Origin of the sequence: Actinoplanes palleronii, from assembly GCF_016862315.1 — a bacterium.
GTDB lineage: Bacteria > Actinomycetota > Actinomycetes > Mycobacteriales > Micromonosporaceae > Actinoplanes > Actinoplanes palleronii.
Genome location: NZ_BOMS01000024.1, coordinates 81,234 through 102,315, shown reverse-complemented (window position 1 = coordinate 102,315; position 21,082 = coordinate 81,234). Strand labels below are relative to the sequence as shown.

General features: G+C 73.1%; 14 protein-coding genes and 2 pseudogenes. 9 read left to right on the top strand and 7 right to left on the bottom strand.

Going from position 1 to position 21,082, the window contains the following annotated elements:
• Nucleotides 1–43: 43 nt before the first annotated feature.
• Nucleotides 44–694, bottom strand: a complete 651-nt coding sequence (locus Apa02nite_RS09300; protein WP_203824682.1) for a helix-turn-helix transcriptional regulator — start codon at nt 692–694, stop codon at nt 44–46.
• Entirely contained in the window at nt 691–1,926 is a 1,236-nt protein-coding gene (locus Apa02nite_RS09295; RefSeq protein WP_203824681.1) for a putative hexosyltransferase, read from the bottom strand. The genes Apa02nite_RS09300 and Apa02nite_RS09295 overlap by 4 nt, the downstream gene beginning before the upstream one ends.
• 140 nt (nt 1,927–2,066) lie before the next feature.
• Here Apa02nite_RS09295 and rimO point away from each other — a divergent pair, with 140 nt between their 5' ends.
• The 6 genes and pseudogenes from rimO to pspM all read left to right on the top strand — a co-directional run bounded on the left by rimO (nt 2,067) and on the right by pspM (nt 7,392).
• On the top strand, nt 2,067–3,524 hold the full coding sequence (gene rimO / locus Apa02nite_RS09290; RefSeq protein WP_203824680.1) for a 30S ribosomal protein S12 methylthiotransferase RimO: 1,458 nt from the start codon (nt 2,067–2,069) through the stop codon (nt 3,522–3,524).
• A pseudogene (pgsA, locus tag Apa02nite_RS09285) lies at nt 3,521–4,105 on the top strand (CDP-diacylglycerol--glycerol-3-phosphate 3-phosphatidyltransferase); the annotation flags it as partial. The gene rimO and the pseudogene pgsA, both read left to right, overlap by 4 nt.
• A 200-nt stretch (nt 4,106–4,305) precedes the next feature.
• On the top strand, nt 4,306–4,794 hold the full coding sequence (locus tag Apa02nite_RS09280; protein ID WP_239164210.1) for a CinA family protein: 489 nt from the start codon (nt 4,306–4,308) through the stop codon (nt 4,792–4,794).
• A 159-nt stretch (nt 4,795–4,953) separates the two neighbouring features.
• Nucleotides 4,954–5,370, top strand: a complete 417-nt coding sequence (locus tag Apa02nite_RS09275; RefSeq protein ID WP_067689293.1) for a helix-turn-helix domain-containing protein — start codon at nt 4,954–4,956, stop codon at nt 5,368–5,370.
• Nucleotides 5,371–5,647: 277 nt separating this feature from the next.
• Complete coding sequence (locus Apa02nite_RS09270) at nt 5,648–6,505, top strand: PspA/IM30 family protein (protein WP_203824679.1); 858 nt, start codon at nt 5,648–5,650, stop codon at nt 6,503–6,505.
• An 83-nt stretch (nt 6,506–6,588) separates the two neighbouring features.
• A complete protein-coding gene (pspM, locus tag Apa02nite_RS09265) occupies nt 6,589–7,392 on the top strand; it encodes a phage shock envelope stress response protein PspM (protein ID WP_203824678.1) in 804 nt (267 codons plus the stop codon).
• Between the two features lie 211 nt (nt 7,393–7,603).
• On the opposite strand, the pseudogene Apa02nite_RS09260 reads toward pspM, so the two are convergent.
• Nucleotides 7,604–8,497 (bottom strand): annotated as a pseudogene (locus Apa02nite_RS09260) (hypothetical protein); the annotation flags it as partial.
• Nucleotides 8,498–8,685: 188 nt separating this feature from the next.
• Here Apa02nite_RS09260 and Apa02nite_RS09250 point away from each other — a divergent pair.
• Nucleotides 8,686–9,423 (top strand): N-acetyltransferase, encoded by a 738-nt coding sequence (locus tag Apa02nite_RS09250; protein WP_203824677.1) that lies wholly within the window; start codon nt 8,686–8,688, stop codon nt 9,421–9,423.
• Nucleotides 9,424–9,761: 338 nt separating this feature from the next.
• Here the strand turns inward: Apa02nite_RS09250 and Apa02nite_RS09245 are convergent, their stop codons facing one another.
• Entirely contained in the window at nt 9,762–10,553 is a 792-nt protein-coding gene (locus tag Apa02nite_RS09245) for an SAM hydrolase/SAM-dependent halogenase family protein (protein ID WP_203824676.1), read from the bottom strand.
• A gap of 130 nt (nt 10,554–10,683) precedes the next feature.
• On the opposite strand from Apa02nite_RS09245, the gene Apa02nite_RS09240 reads away from it, so the two are divergent.
• Nucleotides 10,684–11,610: an LLM class F420-dependent oxidoreductase gene (locus tag Apa02nite_RS09240; RefSeq protein WP_203824675.1), complete on the top strand. Its 927-nt coding sequence runs from the start codon at nt 10,684–10,686 to the stop codon at nt 11,608–11,610.
• A gap of 91 nt (nt 11,611–11,701) precedes the next feature.
• Here the strand turns inward: Apa02nite_RS09240 and Apa02nite_RS09235 are convergent, their stop codons facing one another.
• Nucleotides 11,702–16,378 (bottom strand): Lhr family helicase, encoded by a 4,677-nt coding sequence (locus Apa02nite_RS09235; protein ID WP_203824674.1) that lies wholly within the window; start codon nt 16,376–16,378, stop codon nt 11,702–11,704.
• A gap of 152 nt (nt 16,379–16,530) precedes the next feature.
• On the opposite strand from Apa02nite_RS09235, the gene Apa02nite_RS50915 reads away from it, so the two are divergent.
• A complete protein-coding gene (locus Apa02nite_RS50915) occupies nt 16,531–19,068 on the top strand; it encodes a serine/threonine-protein kinase (RefSeq protein ID WP_239164208.1) in 2,538 nt (845 codons plus the stop codon).
• A gap of 68 nt (nt 19,069–19,136) precedes the next feature.
• On the opposite strand, the gene leuE is transcribed toward Apa02nite_RS50915, so the two are convergent.
• Together leuE and Apa02nite_RS09220 are read right to left on the bottom strand one after the other, a co-directional pair.
• Nucleotides 19,137–19,787, bottom strand: coding sequence for a leucine efflux protein LeuE (gene leuE / locus Apa02nite_RS09225; RefSeq protein ID WP_203824673.1), 651 nt, complete (start codon nt 19,785–19,787; stop codon nt 19,137–19,139).
• A gap of 3 nt (nt 19,788–19,790) precedes the next feature.
• Nucleotides 19,791–21,053, bottom strand: coding sequence for a bifunctional pyridoxamine 5'-phosphate oxidase family protein/GNAT family N-acetyltransferase (locus Apa02nite_RS09220; protein WP_203824672.1), 1,263 nt, complete (start codon nt 21,051–21,053; stop codon nt 19,791–19,793).
• Between the last annotated feature and the right edge of the window lie 29 nt (nt 21,054–21,082).

The window sequence follows — 21,082 nt, the reverse complement described above, 5'->3', positions numbered from 1 at the left end:
GTGCGGAGCGCGCCACAACTTCACACGCCGACCCGGTGAGTGATCAAGCAGCGCGGGTCAGTGCGACGCAGCAGCGGCCCGGCGCCGCCTCCATCCGGGCGGTCCACTCCCCGGCCAGCCCGGCGCCGGCCAGCAGGCCGTTGATCATGGCGAGGTTCATGCCGCAGATCGTCGGCGGGAACTGCTCGGCGACCCGGTGGAACGGGCAGTTGCGCAGCTCGACCCGGTCCGGGCCGTCCGCCGCCGGGGCATACCCGTGCCCGGCCAGCAACTCCTGGGCGTCGGCGCACGCGGTGGCCTGCCGGCCGTGCCGCTCGGCGACCCGGTGCAGCTCGTCCTCGGCCCCGGCCAGCTCGATCGCCTCGGCGAGCAGCTCGGCGGCGGTGCGGTAGGACCGCGGCGGCACGCTCACCGCGTGTTCCGTCACGGTGGCCCGGTACAGCTTGGCCGGCCGTCCGGCGCCCGGCCCGGTCTTGCCGGACCTCCGCGCGTAGGACGTCTCGAGCAACCCGGCGGTGACCAGCTTGTCCAGGTGGAACGCGGCCAGCGTGCGGCCGATGCCGAGCGCCTCGGCCACCTCGTCCCGCCCCACCGGCGCGGTCCCGTCCGCCACCACCCGGTACGCCTGTCGCCGCACGCCGTCGGCGAGGGCGGTCAGGGCGTCCAGGTCGTCCAGGTCCTCGGAAGTCGTCACCCGGCAATCGTATTGCCAACGCCGCTTGTCACTAGAGCCCGCTCGGTCTCGGGCTCCTCGGGCTCCTCGACCGGTGTGGCGGGAGCCGGCTGCGGCGCGAAGGCGTCGGTCACCAGCGTGTGGACCGCCACGATCAGGGCGGCCAGCATGAACGCGGCCGGGATCATCGGGTCGATGATCTTGTCGTTCCGGCCGAACAGGAACGGCTGGTACATCAGCAACGACGACGCCTGCACCAGCATCGGCACGTACCAGAGCCGGGGCCGGTAGATCGCCAGCAGCAGGGTGAGCACGTCGGCCAGGTAGAAGTACCGCTCGTGCATGCCGGGCATCAGGAACGGCACCAGGATCGCGAAGACCGCGGCGGCCGTGACGATCCGGGTGGCGTCCATCTTCACCCGGCGGGCCACCAGCAGGTGGATCAGCCCCAGCACCAGGGCCGCGGTGAACAGGTAGGCGAGTGTGCGCACGGTCTCGATCCGCGCGGTGAACGGGAAGAACGTCCAGACCGAGGGGGCGTTCGAGGTCAGCGCCGGCACGTGCACCGACTGCCGGGCCGGGTCGTAGATGGTCAGCAGCTCGACCGGGTCGCGGCCGAGCAGGATCGCCGGCAGGTCCAGCAGCACCCAGGTGATCGGGGCGGCCACCAGCGGCAGCACCTTCATCGAGCCGGCCAGCACGAGCAGCGCCAGCAGCGGGAAGATGAAGATGCCCTGCGGCTTGAAGGCCAGCGCCACGGTGCAGAACACCACGCCCCACCACGGCTTGTCACGGACCAGGAAGTAGACGCCGCCGAGCGCGAAGGACGCCCACATGGCGTCCATCTGGCCGTAGAACGAGGCGTTGATCACCACGGTCGGCAGCAGCACCATGATCAGCGCGCCGGTCACCCCGGCCCGGGCGCCCCAGCGGAGCGCGACCAGCCGGTAGGTGAAGAACGCCAGCAGGACGTCGAAGGCCGTCCAGACCAGCTTGATCTTGATGAGGATCGAGCCGGGCAGCAGGGAGGAGGCCCAGAGCAGGTAGAGGAACGGCGCGTTGTAGTTGCCGATCTCCTTGCCCAGCCCCTCGAAGCCCCCGGCGGCCATCAGCTTCTGGTACCAGGCCGTGAAGATTCTGAGGTCCTCGGTCTGCTCGTGCCGGCCGGCATACCGGGCCAGGACGGCCACGGCGATCAGGGCCAGGACGAGGAGAGCCTCCGAGGTGAGGCGCCGATCGAGCCGGTTTCGCATAGAGGCGCACCCTATGAGCCCCCTGAGGCGAAACCATGAGCCCATCTTGAACGGAGCGCGAAGTTCAGGTGGACCGGGTGACACCGGCCTCCAGCCGTGCGGGGGAACGGCATGCCGGCGGGGACCGGTAACCTTGTCGGGTGTCCGAAACCCCGACTTCACGCCGTGTCGCTCTCCTGACCCTGGGCTGTGCCCGTAACGAGGTCGACTCGGAGGAGCTGGCCGCCCGCCTCGACGCCGAGGGCTGGGAGGTCGGCACCGATGCCGCCCAGGCCGACGTGGTGCTCGTCAACACCTGCGGTTTCGTGGAGAAGGCGAAGCAGGATTCGATCGACACCCTGCTCGCCGCCTCCGACACCGGTGCCAAGGTGGTCGCCGCCGGCTGCATGGCCGAGCGGTACGGCCGCGACCTGGCCGAGAACCTGCCCGAGGCCGACGCGGTGCTCGGCTTCGACGACTACACCGACATCAGCGCCCGCCTCGACGGCGTGCTGGCCGGCGAGAAATTCGACTCGCACACCCCGCGTGACCGCCGCGAGCTGCTCCCGATCACCCCGGTGCAGCGGCAGGCCGCCAAGGTGGTGGTGCCCGGTCACGCCACGGTCGACGAGCACACCCCGGCCCACCTGCGCAAGGTGCTGCGCCGCCGGCTCGACACCGGCCCGGTCGCCTCGCTGAAGCTGGCCAGCGGCTGCGACCGGCGCTGCTCGTTCTGCGCGATCCCGGCGTTCCGTGGCGCGTTCGTCTCCCGCGACCCGCAGGAGCTGCTGGCCGAGGCCGAGTGGCTGGCCAAGACCGGTGTGCGCGAGCTGGTGCTGGTCAGTGAGAACAGCACGTCGTACGGAAAGGATCTGGGTGACCCGCGCCTGCTGGAGAAACTGCTGCCGCAACTGGCCGCGGTCGACGGCATCGTCCGGGTCCGGGCCAGTTACCTGCAACCCGCCGAGACCCGCCCCGGCCTGGTCGAGGCGATCGCCACCACGCCCGGTGTCGCGGCCTACTACGACCTCTCGTTCCAGCACTCCAGTGAGCCGGTGCTGCGCCGGATGCGCCGGTTCGGCTCCACCGAGCGCTTCCTCGAACTGCTCGACTCGGCCCGCAAGCTGGCGCCCGAGGCCGGTGCCCGGAGCAACTTCATCGTCGGCTTCCCCGGCGAGACCAAGCAGGACGTGGACGAGCTGGCCCGGTTCCTGACCGAGGCCCGGCTGGACGCGATCGGCATCTTCGACTACAGCGACGAGGACGGCACCGAGGCGGCCGGCCTGACCGGCAAGATCCGCGCGTCCACCATCAAGCGCCGGTACGACAAGATCGTCGCGCTCGCCGAGGAGCTCTGCGCCCAGCGTGCCGAGGACCGGATCGGCACCACGGTCGAGGTGCTGGTCGACACGGTCGACGACGACGAGATCGAGGGCCGGGCCGAGCACCAGGCCCCCGAGGTCGACGGCTCCACCACGCTGGTCGCCGGCGAGCGGGGTGTCGACCTGGCCGCGCTGCGCCCGGGTGACCTGGTCCGCGCGACCGTGACCGGCACCGAGGGCGTCGACCTGATCGCGGTGCCGATCGAGATGATCTCCGCGGCGCAGGTCGACCGGTGACCGACGAGCCGGGTCCGGTGGCCGCACCCCGCGTGGTGTCGCTCTACAACGCGGCCAACGCGCTGACCGTGGTCCGGCTCATCCTCGTCCCGGTCTTCCTGGGCCTGGTGGTCGCGTCGCAGATGACCGACCACGGCTGGCGGGTCGCCGCCACCGTGGCGTTCTGCGTGGCCGCGGCGACCGACTTCGTGGACGGCTGGATCGCCCGCAAGTGGGAGCTGGTGACCTCGTTCGGCAAGGTCGCCGACCCGATCGCGGACAAGGCGCTGACCGGCACCGCGCTGGTGCTGCTCTCCGCGTACGACCAGGTGCCGTGGTGGGTGACGGTGGTGATCCTGGTCCGCGAGTGGGGTGTCACGGCGCTGCGGTTCTGGGTGATCCGGTACGGCATCATCCCGGCCTCCCGGGGCGGCAAGCTCAAGACCGGCCTGCAGACCCTGGCGATCACCTGGTATCTCTGGCCGTTCGGCACCCCGCTGGACGCGGCCGGCCCGTGGCTGATGGGCGCGGCCCTGCTGGTCACCGTGGTCACCGGCTTCGACTACGTGCTCCAGGCGCTGCGCCTGCGCCGGGGCCCGCGCGACCCGGTCCACCTCCTCGACCCGGCCGACCACCGCGAGCCGGTCGTCCCTCGTGAACAGGCCGTTCCTCGTGAACAGGCCGGCCAGCGCGAGCCGGCTGACCGTCACGGCCCGGCTGACCTTCATGGTCCGGCTGACCGTCACGGCCCGGCTGACCGTCGTGAGCCCGTCGAGCCGGAGCGCGGCCGGGGCCGGGAAGCGTGACCGCCGCCGCCGCCGGCGACGCGGTGCGGGCCCTGGCCGAGCGGGGTCAGACCGCGGCCACCGCGGAGTCGCTCACCGGCGGGCTGGTGGCGGCGACCATCGTCGACGTCCCGGGGGCCAGTGCGGTGTTCCGCGGCGGGTTCGTGGTCTACGCGACCGAGCTGAAAGCGGCGCTCACCGGCGTACCGAAGGAATTGCTGGCGGACCGCGGCCCGGTCGATCCGGAGGTCGCCGCGAAGCTGGCGGAGGGCGCGCGGGAACGCTGCGGCGCGGATTGGGGCCTGGCCACCACCGGCGTCGCGGGCCCCGAACCGCAGGACGGCAAGCCGGTCGGGCTGGTCTACATCGCCGTCGCGGGGCCGGACGGGACCCGGGTGCGCGAGCTGAAACTCACCGGAAACCGGGCGGCCATCCGCATCGAAAGTGTGATGGCCGTCCTGCAATTGCTGACCGGCATTCTCCGTTCTGCACCGGCTCCGGCCTGACCTGGGAATACCGCAGCCGGTGCCCTGGTTGTCGGAATGCACCGCGAGCCGGCCGCCGGAGGAATTCGGCGGGGCGGGATGTCGCCATCGCTCGCGGCAGGTACGGTTGCGGGAAGCCTCCGGCGCGTGCCGGCGGCCTCGCCCGCAGGAGGAGGTGCCATGGTCCTGCTACGCCGGGTTATCGGTGACGCACTTCGTGCGCGCCGGCAGGGACAGCACCGCACGCTGCGCGAGGTGTCGACCGCCGCGAACGTCAGCCTGGGTTATCTGTCCGAGATCGAGCGTGGTCAGAAAGAGGCCTCCAGCGAGCTGCTCGCGGCCATCTGCGAAGCGCTCGGCGCCCGACTCTCCGAGTTGCTCGGTGAGGTGAGCAGCACTCTCTCCCTCGCGGAGAACATGGAGGGCGTGCTCATCCCGGTCGAGGCCCAACCGGTTGCCGACCCGCTCCGCGCCGATGCCAAGCGCCAGCTCGCGTCGGACGGCAGCGTCTCGGTGTCGGTGCGCCAGGACTCGCCGCTGAAGGCGACCCTGCACGCGACCCGCAAAACGCAGCGCGACGTGGTCTACGCCGCCTGACGACCCCAATCTGATCATGACGACGAAACCGGGCCGCCTCCAGGACGGCCCGGTTTTGCCGTGCCGTCCGGCAGGCAGTTCCCAGGTTCGCGCGTCTCGCACCCTGCCCCTGGGGGGCGTAGCCTCGATCTCAGGCTCGATGCCAGGGGAGACCCTGAGATCCCCCGTAGGTCACGTGACGCCACTGGCACCGGGCTGACACGATGGTTTCGCGTCTGCGGCGAGGTTTCTCGGCCAGGACGCGTCCGACCGAGCGACATTGAGGGGATACCGCGAGATGGCGAACCCGTTCGTCAAGGGCTGGCATTACATGATGGCGCTCTTCGGCGCGAAGATCGACGAGTACGCCGACCCGAAGGTGCAGATCCAGCAGGCCATCGAGGACGCTCAGCGACAGCACCAGGCGCTCGTCCAGCAGGCCGCTGCCGTCATCGGCAACCAGCGGCAGCTCGAGATGAAGCTGTCCCGGCAGATGTCCGAGGTCGAGAAACTTCAGGGCATGGCGCGTCAGGCGCTGGTCCTGGCCGACCGGGCCCGGGCCGGCGGCGACGAGGCCGAGGCACAGAAGTACGAGCAGACCGCGCAGACGCTCGCCACCCAGCTGGTCTCCGGCGAGCAGTCGATGGAGGATCTGAAGACCCTGCACGACCAGGCTCTCGGCGCGGCCGGGCAGGCCCGCAAGGCGGTCGAGAACAACGCGATGGTGCTGCAGCAGCGCATCGCCGAGCGCTCGCGCCTGCTCAGCCAGCTCGAGCAGGCCAAGATGCAGGAGACCGTCGCCAAGTCGCTCGAGTCGATGTCGTCGCTGACCGCGCCGGGCAACACCCCGTCGCTGGACCAGGTGCGCGACAAGATCGAGCAACGGTATGCGAACGCGATGGGCCGGGCCGAGCTGGCTTCCAACTCGGTCGAGGGCCGCATGCTCGAGGTGCAGAAGTCCAGCCTGGACATGGCCGGCTCGTCGCGCCTGGAGCAGATCAGGGCCAGCATGGCCGGCGACAAGCTGGGTGGCGCCCCGGCACAGCCGGCGGTCGGGCAGCAGGGCGCTCCGGCGGCCGACCCGGCCAGCGTGGCCCGGCTCGACGAGATCCGCGCCAGCATGAACCAGAAGCGCGGCGACGCCGCGGCCGGCTGAGAGTCAGGCCTCGGTGGCCGGCCTTGGCCGGGCGGCCCCCGGTGGCCGGCCGGCGGTCCGGGTGAGTGGCGGGAGGACGTGACGTGGACGAGCGGACCAGGTATTTCCGCCGGCTCAAGCGGCTGCGCGGTGCCGCGCGGCGATGGAGTGTGCTGGGCGGCGGTCTGACCGCTGCCGCGGCCGTGCTCACGCCGTACGCGGGGATCGGCATCGTGGACGCGGTCTGGGCCGCCGGTGCCGGCGGTTCGGTGGTGCTGGCCTGGTGGCGGTGGAGTGATCACCGCGCGCTGGCCGCCCAGCCGGCTCCCGAGCCGAGCCTGCCCGGACCGCGGTTCGCCGCCGCTCTGGAACGTTCCCAGGTCGGCCGCACCGTGCTCAACGAGGTCCGCCGCCAGAAGAACCGTTACGGTCTGCGCGGCTCGACGATCGCCGACGCGTGGGACCGGCTGGACCGCGCCTCGGCCACCATGCTCGGCCTGGCCGGCCGGCTCACCGGCTCCGGCGAGACCGCGGTGCTCGAGGCGGCCACCGCCGAGCAGTGGCTGCGTGATCTCGGCCAGCGGGTGGCGAGCGTGGAGCGCGCCGTCCCGCTCGGGCAGCCCGCCCAGCGGGCCGGCCTGGAGCAGTCGCACGCGGCGCTGGCCGAGCAGTTCACCGAGGGCGTCGAGGCGTTCGAGGAGCTGGTCGCGGCCGCGGCGAGTTATGTGGCTGAGGACGGCCATCCGGTGGCCGACAGCCGCCACCCGGCGTATTTCGGGCTGATCGAGGCGACCGACCGGTTGCGTGGCATCGCCGAGGGTCTCGCCGAGTTGCGGGACCGGACCGCCCGGTTCACGCCGGGGCCGCAGCGGCAGGCTCAGGCTGACAGCGCGGGCACCAGTAAGTGATCCGGTCCTCCAGCTCGGCCTTGTCCCCGATCCGCCCCGCGCTCGCGCTCAGCGGCGGCGATTCATCAGCTCTCCGGGTCATGCTGCCGGCTCCCCGCCGCACCCTGCCGTCTCGTCGCACGCTGCCGTCTCGTCCCGCGCTTGCCGACAGCGGCGAGTAGTCGCCTTCTCGGCTTCCGCTCGTCGGTAGGAGCGGTGAGCGTTCGGCTTTCCGGATCGCTGTGCCGCAGCGCCGGCACGGCTGGGCCCGCCTGCCGTAGACGTAGCTCGTCTCACCCCGCCGCAGCGACCCGGTGGTGGTCTGCGTCCAGCGCCCCCGGTTCGAGGCCACCAGCCGCTGGGACAGCTCGACCGTGCCGGTGAGGTCGGCCACGTCGGCCACCCGGGTCCACGGCCACAGCCCGCGCAGGAAGAGCGTCTCGGCCCGGTAGAGGTTGCCCACCCCGGCCAGGTTCCGCTGGTCCAGCAGCGCCTCGGAGATGGTGGCCTCCGGATGCGCGGCGATCCGCCGGACGGCTTCGGCCGCATCCCAGTCGGCGCCGAGCAGGTCCGGGCCGAGGTGCCCGACCAGGCTCTCCTCCTCGGCGGTCGGGATCAGGGTGAGGTCGTGCAGGTGGTATCCGACGGCGACCGCCCGCGCGGTGCGCAGCACGACCCGGATCAGGTGGGCGGGCCGGCCGGTCCAGCGTTCGCCGGGGGCGTAGGTCCGCCAGGCGCCTTCCATCCGCAGGTGGGAGTGGAGGGTGAGCGGCTTCTCCGCGGCGGCCGCCCGGCGGTTCCCGCCGGGTCCGCCGGTTTCGGCGGGTGCGCCGGGTCCGCCGGGTGCGCCGGGTCCGCTGGGTCCGTCGGGTCCGTCGGGTCCGCCGGTTTCGGCGGGGTTTTCGCCAGGGTTGCGGCGGGTTTCGCCGGGGGTGAGTCGGGTTTCGCCGGGGGTGAGTCGGAGCAGCAGGTGTTTGCCGCGGCTGGCGGACTCGGTCACGGTCCAGCCGGTCAGATCGGTGGTGGCCAGGCGCGGCACCCGGAAGTCGGATCCGGTCAGGGTCGCACCGGTGAGGGCGCGCTCGACGACGCGCGCGGTGTTCCAGACGGTGTCCCCTTCCGGCATGACTACATCCTGCCCGTTCCAGCCCGTTTGATGCCTCCTCCCGGCCGCAGGGTGGTTCCTGCCCGGCTCTGTGTGGCCCGGCTCTGTGTGGCCCGGCTCTGTCTGGTCCGGCAGCCCGCGGGGCGGTCTCGGCCGCCGGCCGGTTAAATGCCTCGGCCCGGTCCAGCCGCGTGGGGATACTGGCGGGCATGGATCTGGACATCGCGCCGGTCGGCGACCGCACCGAGATCATGGAGCAGCTCACCGGCCTCTGGCCGGAGTTCATGCGGCACGACCCGACCGGCGGCCTGTACTACCGGCACGACACCACGTTCTGGCCCGATTTCACGCTGCTCGCCGTCGATCGGGAGACCGGTGAGGCGGTCGCCAAGGCGCACTCGGTGCCGATCTCGTTCGACGGTGCGATCGCCGACGGCCTGCCGGAGGGCGGCTGGGACTGGGCGATCCGGACCGCCGCCCACGACCGGCTCAGCGGCACCACCCCGACCATCGTCTCGGCACTGGAGATCGCGGTGCGTCCCGACCTGCGCGCCCAGGGGATCTCCGGGCTGATGTTGGCGGCCATGCGCGAGAACGCTGTCCGGCACGGATTCACCGACCTGGTGGCCCCGGTCCGCCCGACCGGCAAGGCCGCTGCCCCCGACGAGCCGATCGACGAGTACGCGTTCCGCCAACGCCCCGACGGCCTCCCGGTCGACCCATGGCTGCGCGTCCACGTCCGAGCCGGCGGCGTCATCGTGAACGTGGCCCACCACAGCATGATGATCCCGGGAACCCTGGCCCAGTGGCGCGACCGCACGGGCCTCCCGTTCGACAAGAGCGGCCCGGTCCCGGTGCCGGGCGCACTGTCGGACGTGCACTGTTCAGTCGAACACGACCACGCCGTCTACGTAGAACCCAACGTCTGGGTCCACCACCCCCTCTAAACCACCGCCTGGCTGGCCCCCAGAGGTGTCTCGGGGCCGGTGAGGCACCCCCGAGCACCAGCCGGGGTCGGGAGGTGCCCGCGGTCGGGGGTGGCAGTGCGCGGTGGGCGGTGCGGCGCGAGGCGCGCGGCTGGTCCCTGGGGGTGTCTCGGGGCCGGTGAGGCACCCCTGAGCGCCAGCCGGGCCTGGGATCCTCGCGCGCCGGGCGAGGTCCGTGGTGAGCGCCGCGGCCTCGCTCAGCGCGGCCGGGCCAGGAGCCGGGCGGCGGCCGCGTGGCCGCTCGGACGGGACTCGGCTGGTGGCCTACGGACGGGCGCTCGGTATCCGTACCGAAGAAGTTATCGGCGTTCGGCGATGCGGACCATGTCGCCGGGGACCACCGAGAGCACCACCACCGCGCGCCCGTTGTTCACCGCGATCGCCACCTGGTCCGCGGAATCGGTGTAGACCAGCAGCTCACCGGCGCCCACATCGGCGAACGTGCCGCCCCGGCGGGCGCGCACCGTCCCGTTCACCACGAGTTCCGGGGCGAGCCCGGTGAGCATCGTGCCGTTCGCGGCCAGCTGCACGTTCCCGAAACGGTCCACGGTCAGCACCTCGGCCTCGATCCAGCCGTCACCGACGCTGGTCACCGGGTCGGGCAGGCGGACCAGGGCGGACGGCGTGACCGCCGCCCCCGCGCCGGCCGGGTCGGCCCCCGCGGCCAGCCGGGCCGCGGCCGGCGCGAACACGTCCCGCCCGTGGAAGGTCCGGGACACGTCGCCCAGCGTCCAGTCCGGGTTGGTCAGCTCGTAGGCGGCGGTGATCCCGCCGAGCGCCTCGGCCGCCCAGATCAGCAGGCCGTTGTCCGGTCCGACGAGCAGCCCGTTCGGCGTGCTCAGCACCACGCCGCGCCGTGCCGTGCCGACGCCCGGGTCGACCACCGCGAGATGCACCGAGGCCGGCAGGTGGGGCGCGGTCTGTGCCAGCACGGCCGCACCACGGCTGACGTCGGCGGGCGGTACGTGGTGCGTCACGTCGATCACCCGGACATCTGGCGCGATCCGCGCGATCGACCCGTGGCAGGCCGCGACGAAGCCGTCGAAGGTGCCGTAGTCGGTGGTGAAACTGATCCATCCATAACCGGCCATGGTGGCTGACGTTACTGCCAGTCGCGGCCGCCCGCGCCCCGCCGGTGCCCGCGTGTCTCCGGTCACGTCCGGGTCTCCCGGAGCGGGGTGCGGGCTGGGACCGCCCCGGCGATCTGGCAGGGTTGATCTCATGCGTCTCGTGATCTTCACCGAACCCCAGCAGGGTGCCAGCCACGACGACCTGCTCCGGGTGGCCAAGGCTGCCGAGGACGGCGGCTACGACGGGTTCTTCCGCTCCGACCACTACCTCAAGATGGGTGACGGGCCCGGGCTGCCCGGCCCCAGCGACGCCTGGATCACCCTGGCCGCGCTGGCCGTGCAGACCTCCCGGATCCGGCTCGGCACGCTGGTCAGCTCGGCGACCTTCCGGCTCCCCGGCCCGCTGGCGATCGCGGTCGCCCAGGTCGACGCGATGAGCGGCGGCCGGATCGAGTTCGGTCTCGGCGGCGGCTGGTTCGACAGCGAGCACCAGGCTTACGGCATCCCGTTCCCGGCCATCGGCGAGCGTTTCGACCGTCTCGAGGAGCAGCTCGAGATCATTACCGGGCTGTGGAAGACGCCGGTCGGCTCGACCTACGCCTTCGAGGGCAAGCACTATCAGCTCAGTGACTCCCCGGCGCTGCCCAAGCCGGTGCAGTCCCCGCTCCCGGTGATCGTCGGCGGCATGGGCAAGAAGCGCACGCCGGACCTGGCCGCCCGCTACGCGGCCGAGTTCAACGTCCCGTTCTCCAAGATCGAGGACATCTCGGTCCAGTACGACCGGGTCCGCGCCGCCAGCGCCGCCATCGGCCGCGCCGAGCCCCCGGCGTTCAGCGCCGCAGCGGTGCTCTGCGTCGGCCGCGACGACGCCGAGGTGCGCCGCCGGGCCGCCGCCATCGGCCGCGAGGTCGAGGAGATGCGCGAGAACGGCGGCATCGTCGGCACCCCGGCCGAGGTCCTCGAGGTGATCGGCCGGTACGCCGAGGCCGGCGCCTCCCGCCTCTTCGCGCAGGTCCTCGACCTGTCCGACATCGATCACGTCGACCTGGTCGCTTCGGACGTCCTGCCCCACCTCTGATCCTCCTTCCCGGCTCGGCGGCCGTCCTCCCGGGCGGCCGCTGGGTCAGGGCCCGTCCTGCCGATCAAGCGGGTGCGAGGCAGGACCTGCTCTAGCCGCGCAGCCGCAGACCTCGTGGTGTCGCGCGGAAGCCGGCCGCGGTCAGCGCCTCCCGCAGCGGCGACGAGTGCACCGACTCCCCGTCGGCGCGCTCCACCGACAGCGCACCGAGCACCCCCGACCGCACCGAAGCCGCCAGCGCCTGCCCGGCCGCCGTCAGCGCCTCCGGATCGTCCGCGAAGGACAGCAGCGTGCGGCCGCCGCGTTCCACGTACAGCACCAGCTCGCCGCCGGCCAGCACGACCAGCGCGCCCGCCTTGCGGCCGGCCCGGTGCCCGGCCTTCGCGACAGGTTCGCCGTCACCGCTGTCCACGATCCGGTCCGGCCACGGCAGCGCCGCCCCGTACGGATTGGCCGGGTCCGTCGCGGCCAGCACCAGCGCGCTCGTCCCGGTACGCCTGGCCAGCTCGGCCGGCTCCGCCAACGCGCGCAGCCGGTCCACCGCGCCGGGCACCGCGAACTGCGCCGCCCCGAGCCCCTCCACGAAGTACCCGCGGCGGGCCGCACCCCGCTCCTCCAGAGCGCTGAGCACCGGGTAGACCGCGGCGAACCCGCCGGTCACCCCTTCCGCCATCACCGCGCCCCGGGTCACCACGCCGTGCCGTTCGAGCAGGACGTCGGCGAGCGCGGCGGCCCGCCGGGTCGGGTCCAGATCCCGGTCCGGCAGCTTCGACCAGCGGCCGGCCATGTGCAGCGGCCCGGTGCGCGACGGCATGGCCACCCGCCCCGGCCGTCGATAACGGCTCCGGGCCGGCGCGGCCTTGGCCTTGTGCGCCCCGCTGCCACCGAGCATCGCCCGCAGCGGGGCGAGGGTGTCGTTGGTGAGGTGCCCGGCCCACACCAGATCCCACACGGCGCCGGCCAGGTCGGTGTCGTCGGTCGAGCCGACCCGGTCGGCGAGCGAGCGGAAGAACATCGCCTGCCCGTCGCCGAGCGCGTCCAGCACGGCCTGGTGCGCCGGGGTGAGCGCGAACTCCTCGTCCGGCGGGGGCAGCAGCAGGGGCGCGCTGTCCGCGTACGCCAGAGTCACCCACCCGTCGCCCCCGGCGATCGCACCGGATCCGGCCCACAGCACCTCGCCGCCGCCGGACAGCTCGTCGAGCAGCGGTGGCGCGTAGTCGGCCACCCGAGCCGGCAGCACCAGCCGTTCCCAGGCCGAGGCCGGCACCGCCACGCCCTGCACCTGCTCGAGTGCCGCGGCCAGCGCCTCCACCCCGCGGGCGTTGCCACCCACCTGCTGCCACCGGGGCAGGAACGCGGCGAGCGTCTTCGGCGGCACCGGCTCGATCTCCCGGCGCAGCGCGGCGAGGGAACGCCGCCGCAGCATGCGCAGCACCTCGGCGTCGCACCACTCGGTGCCCGCGCCGTCCGGGGAGAACTCACCGGAGGTGACCCGGCCGGTCGCGCTCAGCCGTTTCAGCGCCTGCTCGACCACGAACACGCCCAGCCCGAACCGGGCCGCGCAGGTCGCCGCGAGGAACGGCCCGTGCGTCCGGGCGTAGCGCGCGACCAGGTCACCGAGCGGGTCGGCGAGCGGTTCCAGGTACGCCTCGGGGATGCCGACCGGCAGCGCCACGCCGAGCGCGTCGCGGTACCGCCCCGCGTCGTCGATCCCGACCCAGCGGTCCTCGCCGGCCACCCGCACCCGGATCGCCCGGCGGGCCGACTCCAGCGTGCGCACCCAGTCCTCGGGCACCCCGCGCTCGGCCAGCTCGGCGGCGGACAGGTCACCGAGCAGCCGGAGCAGCTCGGCGGCGTCCTCCGCGTCCCGGGGGCTGCGCTGCGGGCTGAGCCACTGCAGCTGCGTCGCGGTCTCGATCACCACCGCGGGGTCGAGGAGCTCACGCAGGTCGACCCGGCCGAGCAGCTCGCCGAGCAGGGTGGCGTCCAGGGCCAGCGCGGCGGCTCGGCGCTCGGCGAGCGGGGCGTCCCCCTCGTACAGGAAAGCGCCGACGTATCCGAACAGCAGCGAACGGGCGAACGGTGACGGACGCTGGGTCTCCGCCTCGACCAGCCGGACCTTGCGCCCGGCGATCTCCCGCATCAGGCCGGACAGGCCGGGAACGTCGAAGACGTCCTGCAGGCACTCGCGGGCGGCCTCCAAGGTGACCGGGAAGTCGGCGAACTCGCGGGCCACGTCGAGCAGTTGCGCGGACCGCTGCCGCTGCTGCCAGAGCGGCTGCCGGCGGCGCGGATCGCGGCGGGGCAGCAGCAGCGAGCGGGCCGCGCACTCCCGGAACCGGGACGCGAACAGCGCGGACGTGCCCACCGACTCCTCGACCATCTGGGCGATCTCCTCCGGGTCGAAGGCGACCAGGTCAGCGCCGGGTGGCTCCTCCGCGGTGTCCGGCAGCCGGATCACGATGCCGTCGTCGGAGGGCATCACCTGACCGTCCACGCCGTATCGCTCGCTGAGCCGGCGGGCGATCGCCAGCGCCCACGGCGCGTTCACCTTCGCGCCGAGCACACAGTGCACGGTCATCCGCCAGTCGCCCAGCTCGTCGCGGAACCGTTCCACCACGATGGTCCGGTCGTCCGGCAGGTGCCGGGTGGACTCCCGCTGCTCACGCAGGTAGGTGACCAGGTTCCCGGCGGCCCACTCGTCCAGACCGGACTCGCGCAGCGCCGCGGTGGCCGCCTCGTCGCCGGCCCGGGCCAGGGCGCGCAGCCGGGCGCCGATGGCCCGGCCCAGCTCGATCGGCCGGCCCGGGGAGTCGCCCTTCCAGAACGGCATCCGGGCCGGGGCGCCGGGCGCGGGGGTGACCAGCACCCGGTCCGGGGTGATGTCCTCGATCCGCCACGAGGTCGAGCCGAGCAGGAAGACGTCACCGACCCGCGACTCGTAGACCATCTCCTCGTCGAGCTCGCCGACCCGGGAGGCGCGCTCGGAACCGGCCAGGAAGACCCCGAACATGCCGCGGTCCGGGATGGTGCCGCCGCTGGTCACGGCGAGGCGCTGGGCGCCCGGCCGGCCGGTCAGCAGATCGGTGCCGCGATCCCAGACCAGGCGGGGCCGCAGCTCGGCGAAGGCGGTCGACGGGTACCGCCCGGAGAGCATGTCGAGCACCGCGTGCAGCGCCGACTCGGGCAGCTCGGCGAACGGCGCGGCCCGCCGGACCAGCGCGGCCAGCTCGTCGACCGGCCAGGCGTCCATCGCCACCATCGCGACCACGTGCTGGGCCAGCACGTCCAACGGGTTGCGCGGGTACCGCAGCTCCTCGATCGCGCCGGCGATCATCCGTTCCGCGACGACCGCGCAGGAGAGCAGGTCACCGCGGTGCTTGGGGAAGACCACCCCGCGCGAGACCGCGCCGACCTGGTGACCGGCGCGGCCGATCCGCTGCAGGCCGGCCGCGACCGTCGGCGGGGCCTCGATCTGCACGACCAGGTCGACCGCGCCCATGTCGATGCCGAGCTCCAGGCTCGAGGTGGCGACGACCGCGGGCAGCCGGCCGGACTTCAGCGCCTCCTCGATCTGTTTGCGCTCCTCCCGGGAGACGCTGCCGTGGTGCGCTCGGGCCACCACGGCCGGTGCGCCGGAGGCCGCCGCGGACTGCGCCATGATGGCCGCCGGCATCCCTGCCGCGCCGCCACCCTGTCCGTTTCTCATCAGGCCGGCGGCGATCTCACCGACCGCGACCGGCATGGCAGAGCCCTCTTCGGTACGACCGGAGCCCCGGTCCGGCTCCTCGCGCCACGCCGTCTCGCCGCGCTGGGTGGCCTGCTCGGCGAGCCGGGCCAGCTCCACCCGCTCGGCGGACAGCTCGTTGAGGCGGGCACAGAGCCGCTCCGCGCCGCGCCGGGAGTTGGTGAAGACGATCGTCGAGCGGTGCGCCTCGATCAGGTCGAGCACCCGCTCCTCGACGGCCGGCCAGATCGACGGCGTGCGCCGGCCACCCTCCAGGTCGTCGGACTCGGACGCCTCGTCGAGCCGGGTCATGTCCTCGACCGGCACCTCGACCGACACCTCGATCGTCTTGGTGCTGGGCGGCTTGACGATCTCGACGTGCTGCGACCCGCCGAGGAAGCGGGCGGTCTCCTCGATCGGGCGCACCGTCGCGGACAGCCCGATCCGCTGCGCCGGGCGCTCCAGCAGCGCGTCCAGCCGCTCCAGGGAGACCGCCAGGTGAGCGCCCCGCTTGGTGGCCGCGACCGCGTGCACCTCGTCGATGATCACTGTCTGGACGCCGCGCAGGGAGTCCCGCGCCGCCGAGGTGAGCAGCAGGAACAACGACTCGGGAGTGGTGATCAGGATGTCCGGCGGGGTGCGGGCGAACCCGCGGCGCTCGTCGGCGGGCGTGTCACCCGTACGCATGCCGACCGTGATCTCCGGCGGTGGTAAGCCGAGGCGGCCCGCCGCCTGACGGATGCCGGTGAGTGGGGCCCGCAGGTTGCGTTCGACGTCGACGGCGAGGGCTTTCAGCGGGCTCACGTAGAGCACCCGGCATCGCCGCCGGGCCTCCTCGGGGACCGGCTCGCCGGCCAGCCGGTCGAGGGACCAGAGGAAGGCGGCAAGCGTCTTGCCGGAACCGGTGGGCGCGACCACCAGGGCGTGCCGGTCCGCGCCGATCGCCCGCCAGGCCCCGGCCTGCGCGGCGGTGGGCGCGGCGAACGCGGCCGTGAACCACTCCCGGGTGGCCGGTCCGAACTTCTCGAGCACCTCTCGCACGTCACCCGTCCTCTCGTCGTGGTCCGGGCTTCATCCTCCACCGGGGGTGTGACAGAAACCGGCGACGAGGCCCACGCGGGGCCCGGGTGATCGTCATTCCGTGGGCGGTCTGTCCCTGATTATCCTGATGACCGACACGATGGGTGGTGCCGATGGCGGTCAGGCAGATGCTCGTCGCCGGCCGGTACCTTCTCTTGGAACCGGTCGGCGCTGGTGGGATGGGACGGGTCTGGCTGGCCCGGGATCAGATGCTGGACCGGGACGTGGCGATCAAGGAGATCGTCCCACCGGACTGGATGAGCGCGACCGAGAAGGATCGGCTGCACAATCGGACACTCCGCGAGGCGCGCAGCGCGGCCCGGCTGACGCATCCGCACGTGGTCCGGGTCTACGACGTGGTGCACGCCCAGGGCCTGTCCTGGATCGTCATGGAATATGTGGCGTCCCGGTCGCTCTACCAGGTGCTCACCACCAAGGGTCCGTACCCGCCGGTCGAGGCGGCCCGGGTCGGCCTGGCCGTGCTCTCGGCGCTGACCGCGGCACACGGCGCCGGGGTGCTGCACCGCGACGTGAAGCCGCACAACGTCCTGATCGGCTCCGACGGCCGGGTGCTGCTGACCGATTTCGGTCTGGCCACCTTCGTCGACGACGGCATGGTCACCACGCCCGGGCTGATCGTCGGCTCACCGCAGTACGTGTCCCCGGAGCGGGCCCGCGACGGCGCCTCCACTCCGGAGTCGGACCTGTGGTCGTTCGGGGCCACGCTGTACGCGACGGTAGAAGGGCAGTCACCTTATGCGCGGGACAGCGCGATGGCGACGCTTGCCGCGCTGGCCACCGAACCCCCCGACCCCGCGCAGCGTGCCGGGCCGCTGGGCCCGATTTTAGAAGCCCTTCTTCGGTACGAACCGGAAGCGCGCCTGACGGCCGGCGAGACGGAGCGGCAGCTCCGAGCGGTGATCGAGGAGGCCGAGCCGGCCCTGCCCGCACAGCGGCGCCGGAGCGCGCGGGGGGAGCCCGGCCCGGCCCCGGCCGTCGAACCGCTCGTGGACACCGGCGGCGTCCCCACCAGAGACGTCCCGACCGCGCCCGTCTCCACGGAGCCCGTCCCGACCGCGCCCGTCCCCACGGCAGCCGTCTCCACCGTGGCTGTTTCCACTGCGCTCGTCTCCACGGCGCCCGTTTCCGCGGGTCCCGCTGCTGCCGGAGGTGACTCTGGCGGATCGTCTTCCGTGGGGGAAACGAAGCCGGCGCCCGCGCCGCGCCTCCCTCGCCGTAAGGCCCTGGCCGAAAGCGATCAGCAGAGCAGCGCCACCGAGGGCATGGCCCATGGGGATGTCACCGGCGCACCGGTCCGCGCCGAAGACCCCGAACCCGCTGATCGAGCCGCCCGGGCGAGCACCGGCGACCTGTCCGACACCAGCCTCTTCGCCGATGCCGATGCCGACGCGGATGCCGGTGCGGGTGCCGGTGGTTCGGGCACGGCGGTTGATGAGTTCGTCACCGAGGAAGCCGAGGAAGCCGAGGAAGCCGAGGAGGCCGGGGACTCCGACGGCTGGTGGCTGCCCTCCGGCCACTGGTCGGCCCGCCCCTACGCCGACGGCGCCGACTCCTCCGGGAACGACTACATCGACGGCACCTTCACCAGCGACGACGTCTACTCCCCGGTCTCCGCGGCCGCGGCGGGCGGAATCCACCACGGCCCCGGCAGTCATCCCGGCCGCCGCGGTGCCGACCGCACCGGCACGGATTCCTCCCGCCCTCGCCCCCGGCCCCGCCCGAACCGCCAACCGGCCGCCGCCGGCGATCCCGCGACCCCACGGACGTCCCGCCGCGGCAACCAGGCCTCGGGCCACACGATCCCGGCTCCCCGCTCCCCGCTCTCCGGTCACCCGGGCGCGAACCGGATGTCCGCACCCGGGTGGCAGTTCCGCCCCCGGCCGATGGACCGGACCCGGACCCGGCTGGTCGTCGCGGGTCTGCTGCTGGTCGCCGTGCTCGGCGTCAGTGCGCTGAGCGTCCATCTGGTCCAGCGGGACGCCGCCACGCCGGAGGTGGTCCGGCCACCGGCCGTCGCCCCGTCCTCGCCCCGGGCGTCACCGACCGTTCGTGCCCCGCGCCCCGGCGGTTTCTCGCCGGTGGTCTGCGACGCGACAGCACCCGCCGGCGTCCCGGTCGCCCCGAAGCGGGGCGCGGCCCGGGGTGTCAGCGGCTGGGTCCTGCAGGCCGGCTGGTCCTACTTCACCGACGGGACCGGGTTCCACATCCCGGTCCCGGACGGCTGGACCTACCAGCGGATCGGCACCATGTACTGCTTCCGGGACCCGCTCAGCACCGGGGTGCTGAGCCTGGACGTGGGCCGCCGTCCCCGCACCGACCCGCTCAAGGGCTGCCGGGCCGAGGACCGCCGGCTCCGGCTGACCGGCCGGGTCCGTGACTACGCGCTGATCACCGTCGCGTCGGTGACCCTGCTGCACAAGGCCGCCGACTGGGAGTACCGCTACCGCACCGAGGCGGGCGCCCTCCGCCGTGCCACCACCCGCTGGTTCACGGCCGGCGGCCGGCCGTACGCGCTCGGCTGGTCCACCCCGGAATCCGCCTGGGCCACCGAACTCAGCAAGGTCCAGATGGTCCGGAGCACCTTCTACACCGACACCCAGGGCACCTCCGCCGCCGCCAGGAGCAGCTGATCCGTCTGCCACGCCCCGCCTGGCACCAGGCAAGCACGCGAGGGAGAGGCTGGCGCAGGCCGCCCTCGTCAGCTCACGCTGGCGGTGGCCAGCTTGATGCTGAACCCGACGAACAGCGCGCCCACCCCGGTGGCAGCGCCGGCGGCCAGCCGGCGTCGCCGCTGGAACTGCCCGGCGAGGAACCGGCCCCCGAAGATCAGCGCGGTCAGGTACAGCGCGCTGAAGAACTGCACCACCGCCCCGAGCACCAGGAACGACCACGCCGGATGCGGATATCCCGGCTCGACGAACTGGAGGAAGAACGAGACGAAGAACAGGATCGCCTTCGGGTTCAGCAGGCTGATCACCGCCGCCCGGCGGAACGGCCGCTGCATCTCGGCCGGTGCCTCCTCGGCCACGGGGGCCGCCTCGCCCCGGTGCCGCCAGCCGTGCCAGGCGCCCCGGATGATGTTCACCCCGACCCAGGCCAGATAGGCCGCCCCGGCGTACTTCAGCACCAGGAACAGCGGCGGGTACGTCCCCAGCAGCGAGGACACCCCGGTCGCGGACAGGACCATGAGCACCGCGTCGCCGACGAAGACACCGCACGCCGCCTGATAGCCGGCCCGGACGCCCCGGCGGGCGCCGACCGAGAGCACGAAGATCGAGTTCGGCCCGGGCAGCAGGATGATGGCCACCACGCCGAGCACGTACGTCCAGAAATCAGTGATGCCCAGCATCGGTCACGCCCTCCCCAGCCCCGATCCGCCGGCGGCCAGGCGGTCCCGCAGGCGTTGCGCCACGGCCGGCCACTCGTCCGCCGTCAGCGCGAAGACTACGGTGTCCCGCCAGGAGCCGTCGGGCCGTAGCCGCTGCCTGCGGAGCAGCCCGTCCCGGCTCGCACCGAGCCGGGCGATCGCCTGCTGGGAGCGCTCGTTGCGGATGTCGGTGTACCAGAACACCTTGGCCGCGCCGAGCACGTCGAACGCCCGCTCCAGCAGCATCAGCTTCGCCTCGGTGTTGACCCCGGTCCGCCACCACTTGCGGCCCAGCACGGTGTGCCCGATCCCGACCGCGCGGCGCACCGGGTCGACGTCGTGGTACGTCGTCATGCCCATCACGACGCCGGTCACCGGGTCGACCTGGGCCCACCCGGCCCGGTCGCCCCGCCACTGCCCGCGGATCACCTCCGCGATCTCGGCGGCGGTGTCCTCCGGGGTGCGTGCCCGCGGGGTCGGGAGGTACCGCCAGACCTCCTCGTCGTCCAGCGCCTCGAACAGTCCCGCCGCGTGCGCCGGGGAGAGCGGCTCCAGCCGGACGTGCCGGCCCTCCATCAGGACCGGCGTCTGCCACTCGGCCGAGGTGCGGCCGGGCAGGTAGGCCGGTGGTGGCGTCGTGACGCCCGGATCGGTCTCCGGCGGGCCGGCGACCCGGCGGATCGGGAGCACACCGGCCCAGTGCGGCAGGTCGAGATCCTCCGGATCGTCCACCACGCCGTGCTCGCGGAGCCGGACCGAGACCTCCACCAGCGGCAGCGCCAGCAGACTGGTCTGTGCCATCTCCTGCTTGGTCGGCGGGCGGCTGTCGGCGGCCCGGCCGGCGCCGACCTTCTCCACCAGCGCTCGCATGGCCTCCGCCTTCTCGGCCGGGTCGGTGACCGGCCGGGCGACGCCGAGGGCGACCACCGAGCGATAGTTGGCGCTGTGGTTGAACTGCGACCGCGCGTAGACCAGGCCGTCGAGCAGCGTGACGCTCACGCAGATCGGGATGCCGTCGCCGCGGGCCGACAGCGCCATCCGCCCGCCAGTGGAACCGTGCAGGTAGAGCGTCTCGCCGACCCGCACGTGCAGGGTCGGCAGGACGCGGGGCTCGCCGTCCACCACAAAACCGGCCGAACAGTCGAACGCCTCGTCGAGGATGGCATGTGCCTTCTCCCGGTCGTAGTGCATGCGCTCGCGGGTCCGGGACGCGGTGGTCCGGTCGGTAGCGGCGTAGACGTCGGTCATCAGGGCCTCCCCGGTAGTGCTGTGCGGCG

What these genes read in the sequence shown, in the direction of transcription:
- Apa02nite_RS09295 (WP_203824681.1), bottom strand. Translation starts at nt 1,926, where the DNA reads ATGCGAAACCGGCTCGATCGGCGCCTCACCTCGGAGGCTCTCCTCGTC.
- Apa02nite_RS09275 (WP_067689293.1), top strand. Translation starts at nt 4,954, where the DNA reads ATGGTCCTGCTACGCCGGGTTATCGGTGACGCACTTCGTGCGCGCCGG.
- Apa02nite_RS09270 (WP_203824679.1), top strand. Translation starts at nt 5,648, where the DNA reads ATGGCGAACCCGTTCGTCAAGGGCTGGCATTACATGATGGCGCTCTTC.
- Apa02nite_RS09250 (WP_203824677.1), top strand. Translation starts at nt 8,686, where the DNA reads ATGGATCTGGACATCGCGCCGGTCGGCGACCGCACCGAGATCATGGAG.
- Apa02nite_RS09245 (WP_203824676.1), bottom strand. Translation starts at nt 10,553, where the DNA reads ATGGCCGGTTATGGATGGATCAGTTTCACCACCGACTACGGCACCTTC.
- Apa02nite_RS09240 (WP_203824675.1), top strand. Translation starts at nt 10,684, where the DNA reads ATGCGTCTCGTGATCTTCACCGAACCCCAGCAGGGTGCCAGCCACGAC.
- Apa02nite_RS50915 (WP_239164208.1), top strand. Translation starts at nt 16,531, where the DNA reads ATGGCGGTCAGGCAGATGCTCGTCGCCGGCCGGTACCTTCTCTTGGAA.
- leuE (WP_203824673.1), bottom strand. Translation starts at nt 19,787, where the DNA reads ATGCTGGGCATCACTGATTTCTGGACGTACGTGCTCGGCGTGGTGGCC.
- Apa02nite_RS09220 (WP_203824672.1), bottom strand. Translation starts at nt 21,053, where the DNA reads ATGACCGACGTCTACGCCGCTACCGACCGGACCACCGCGTCCCGGACC.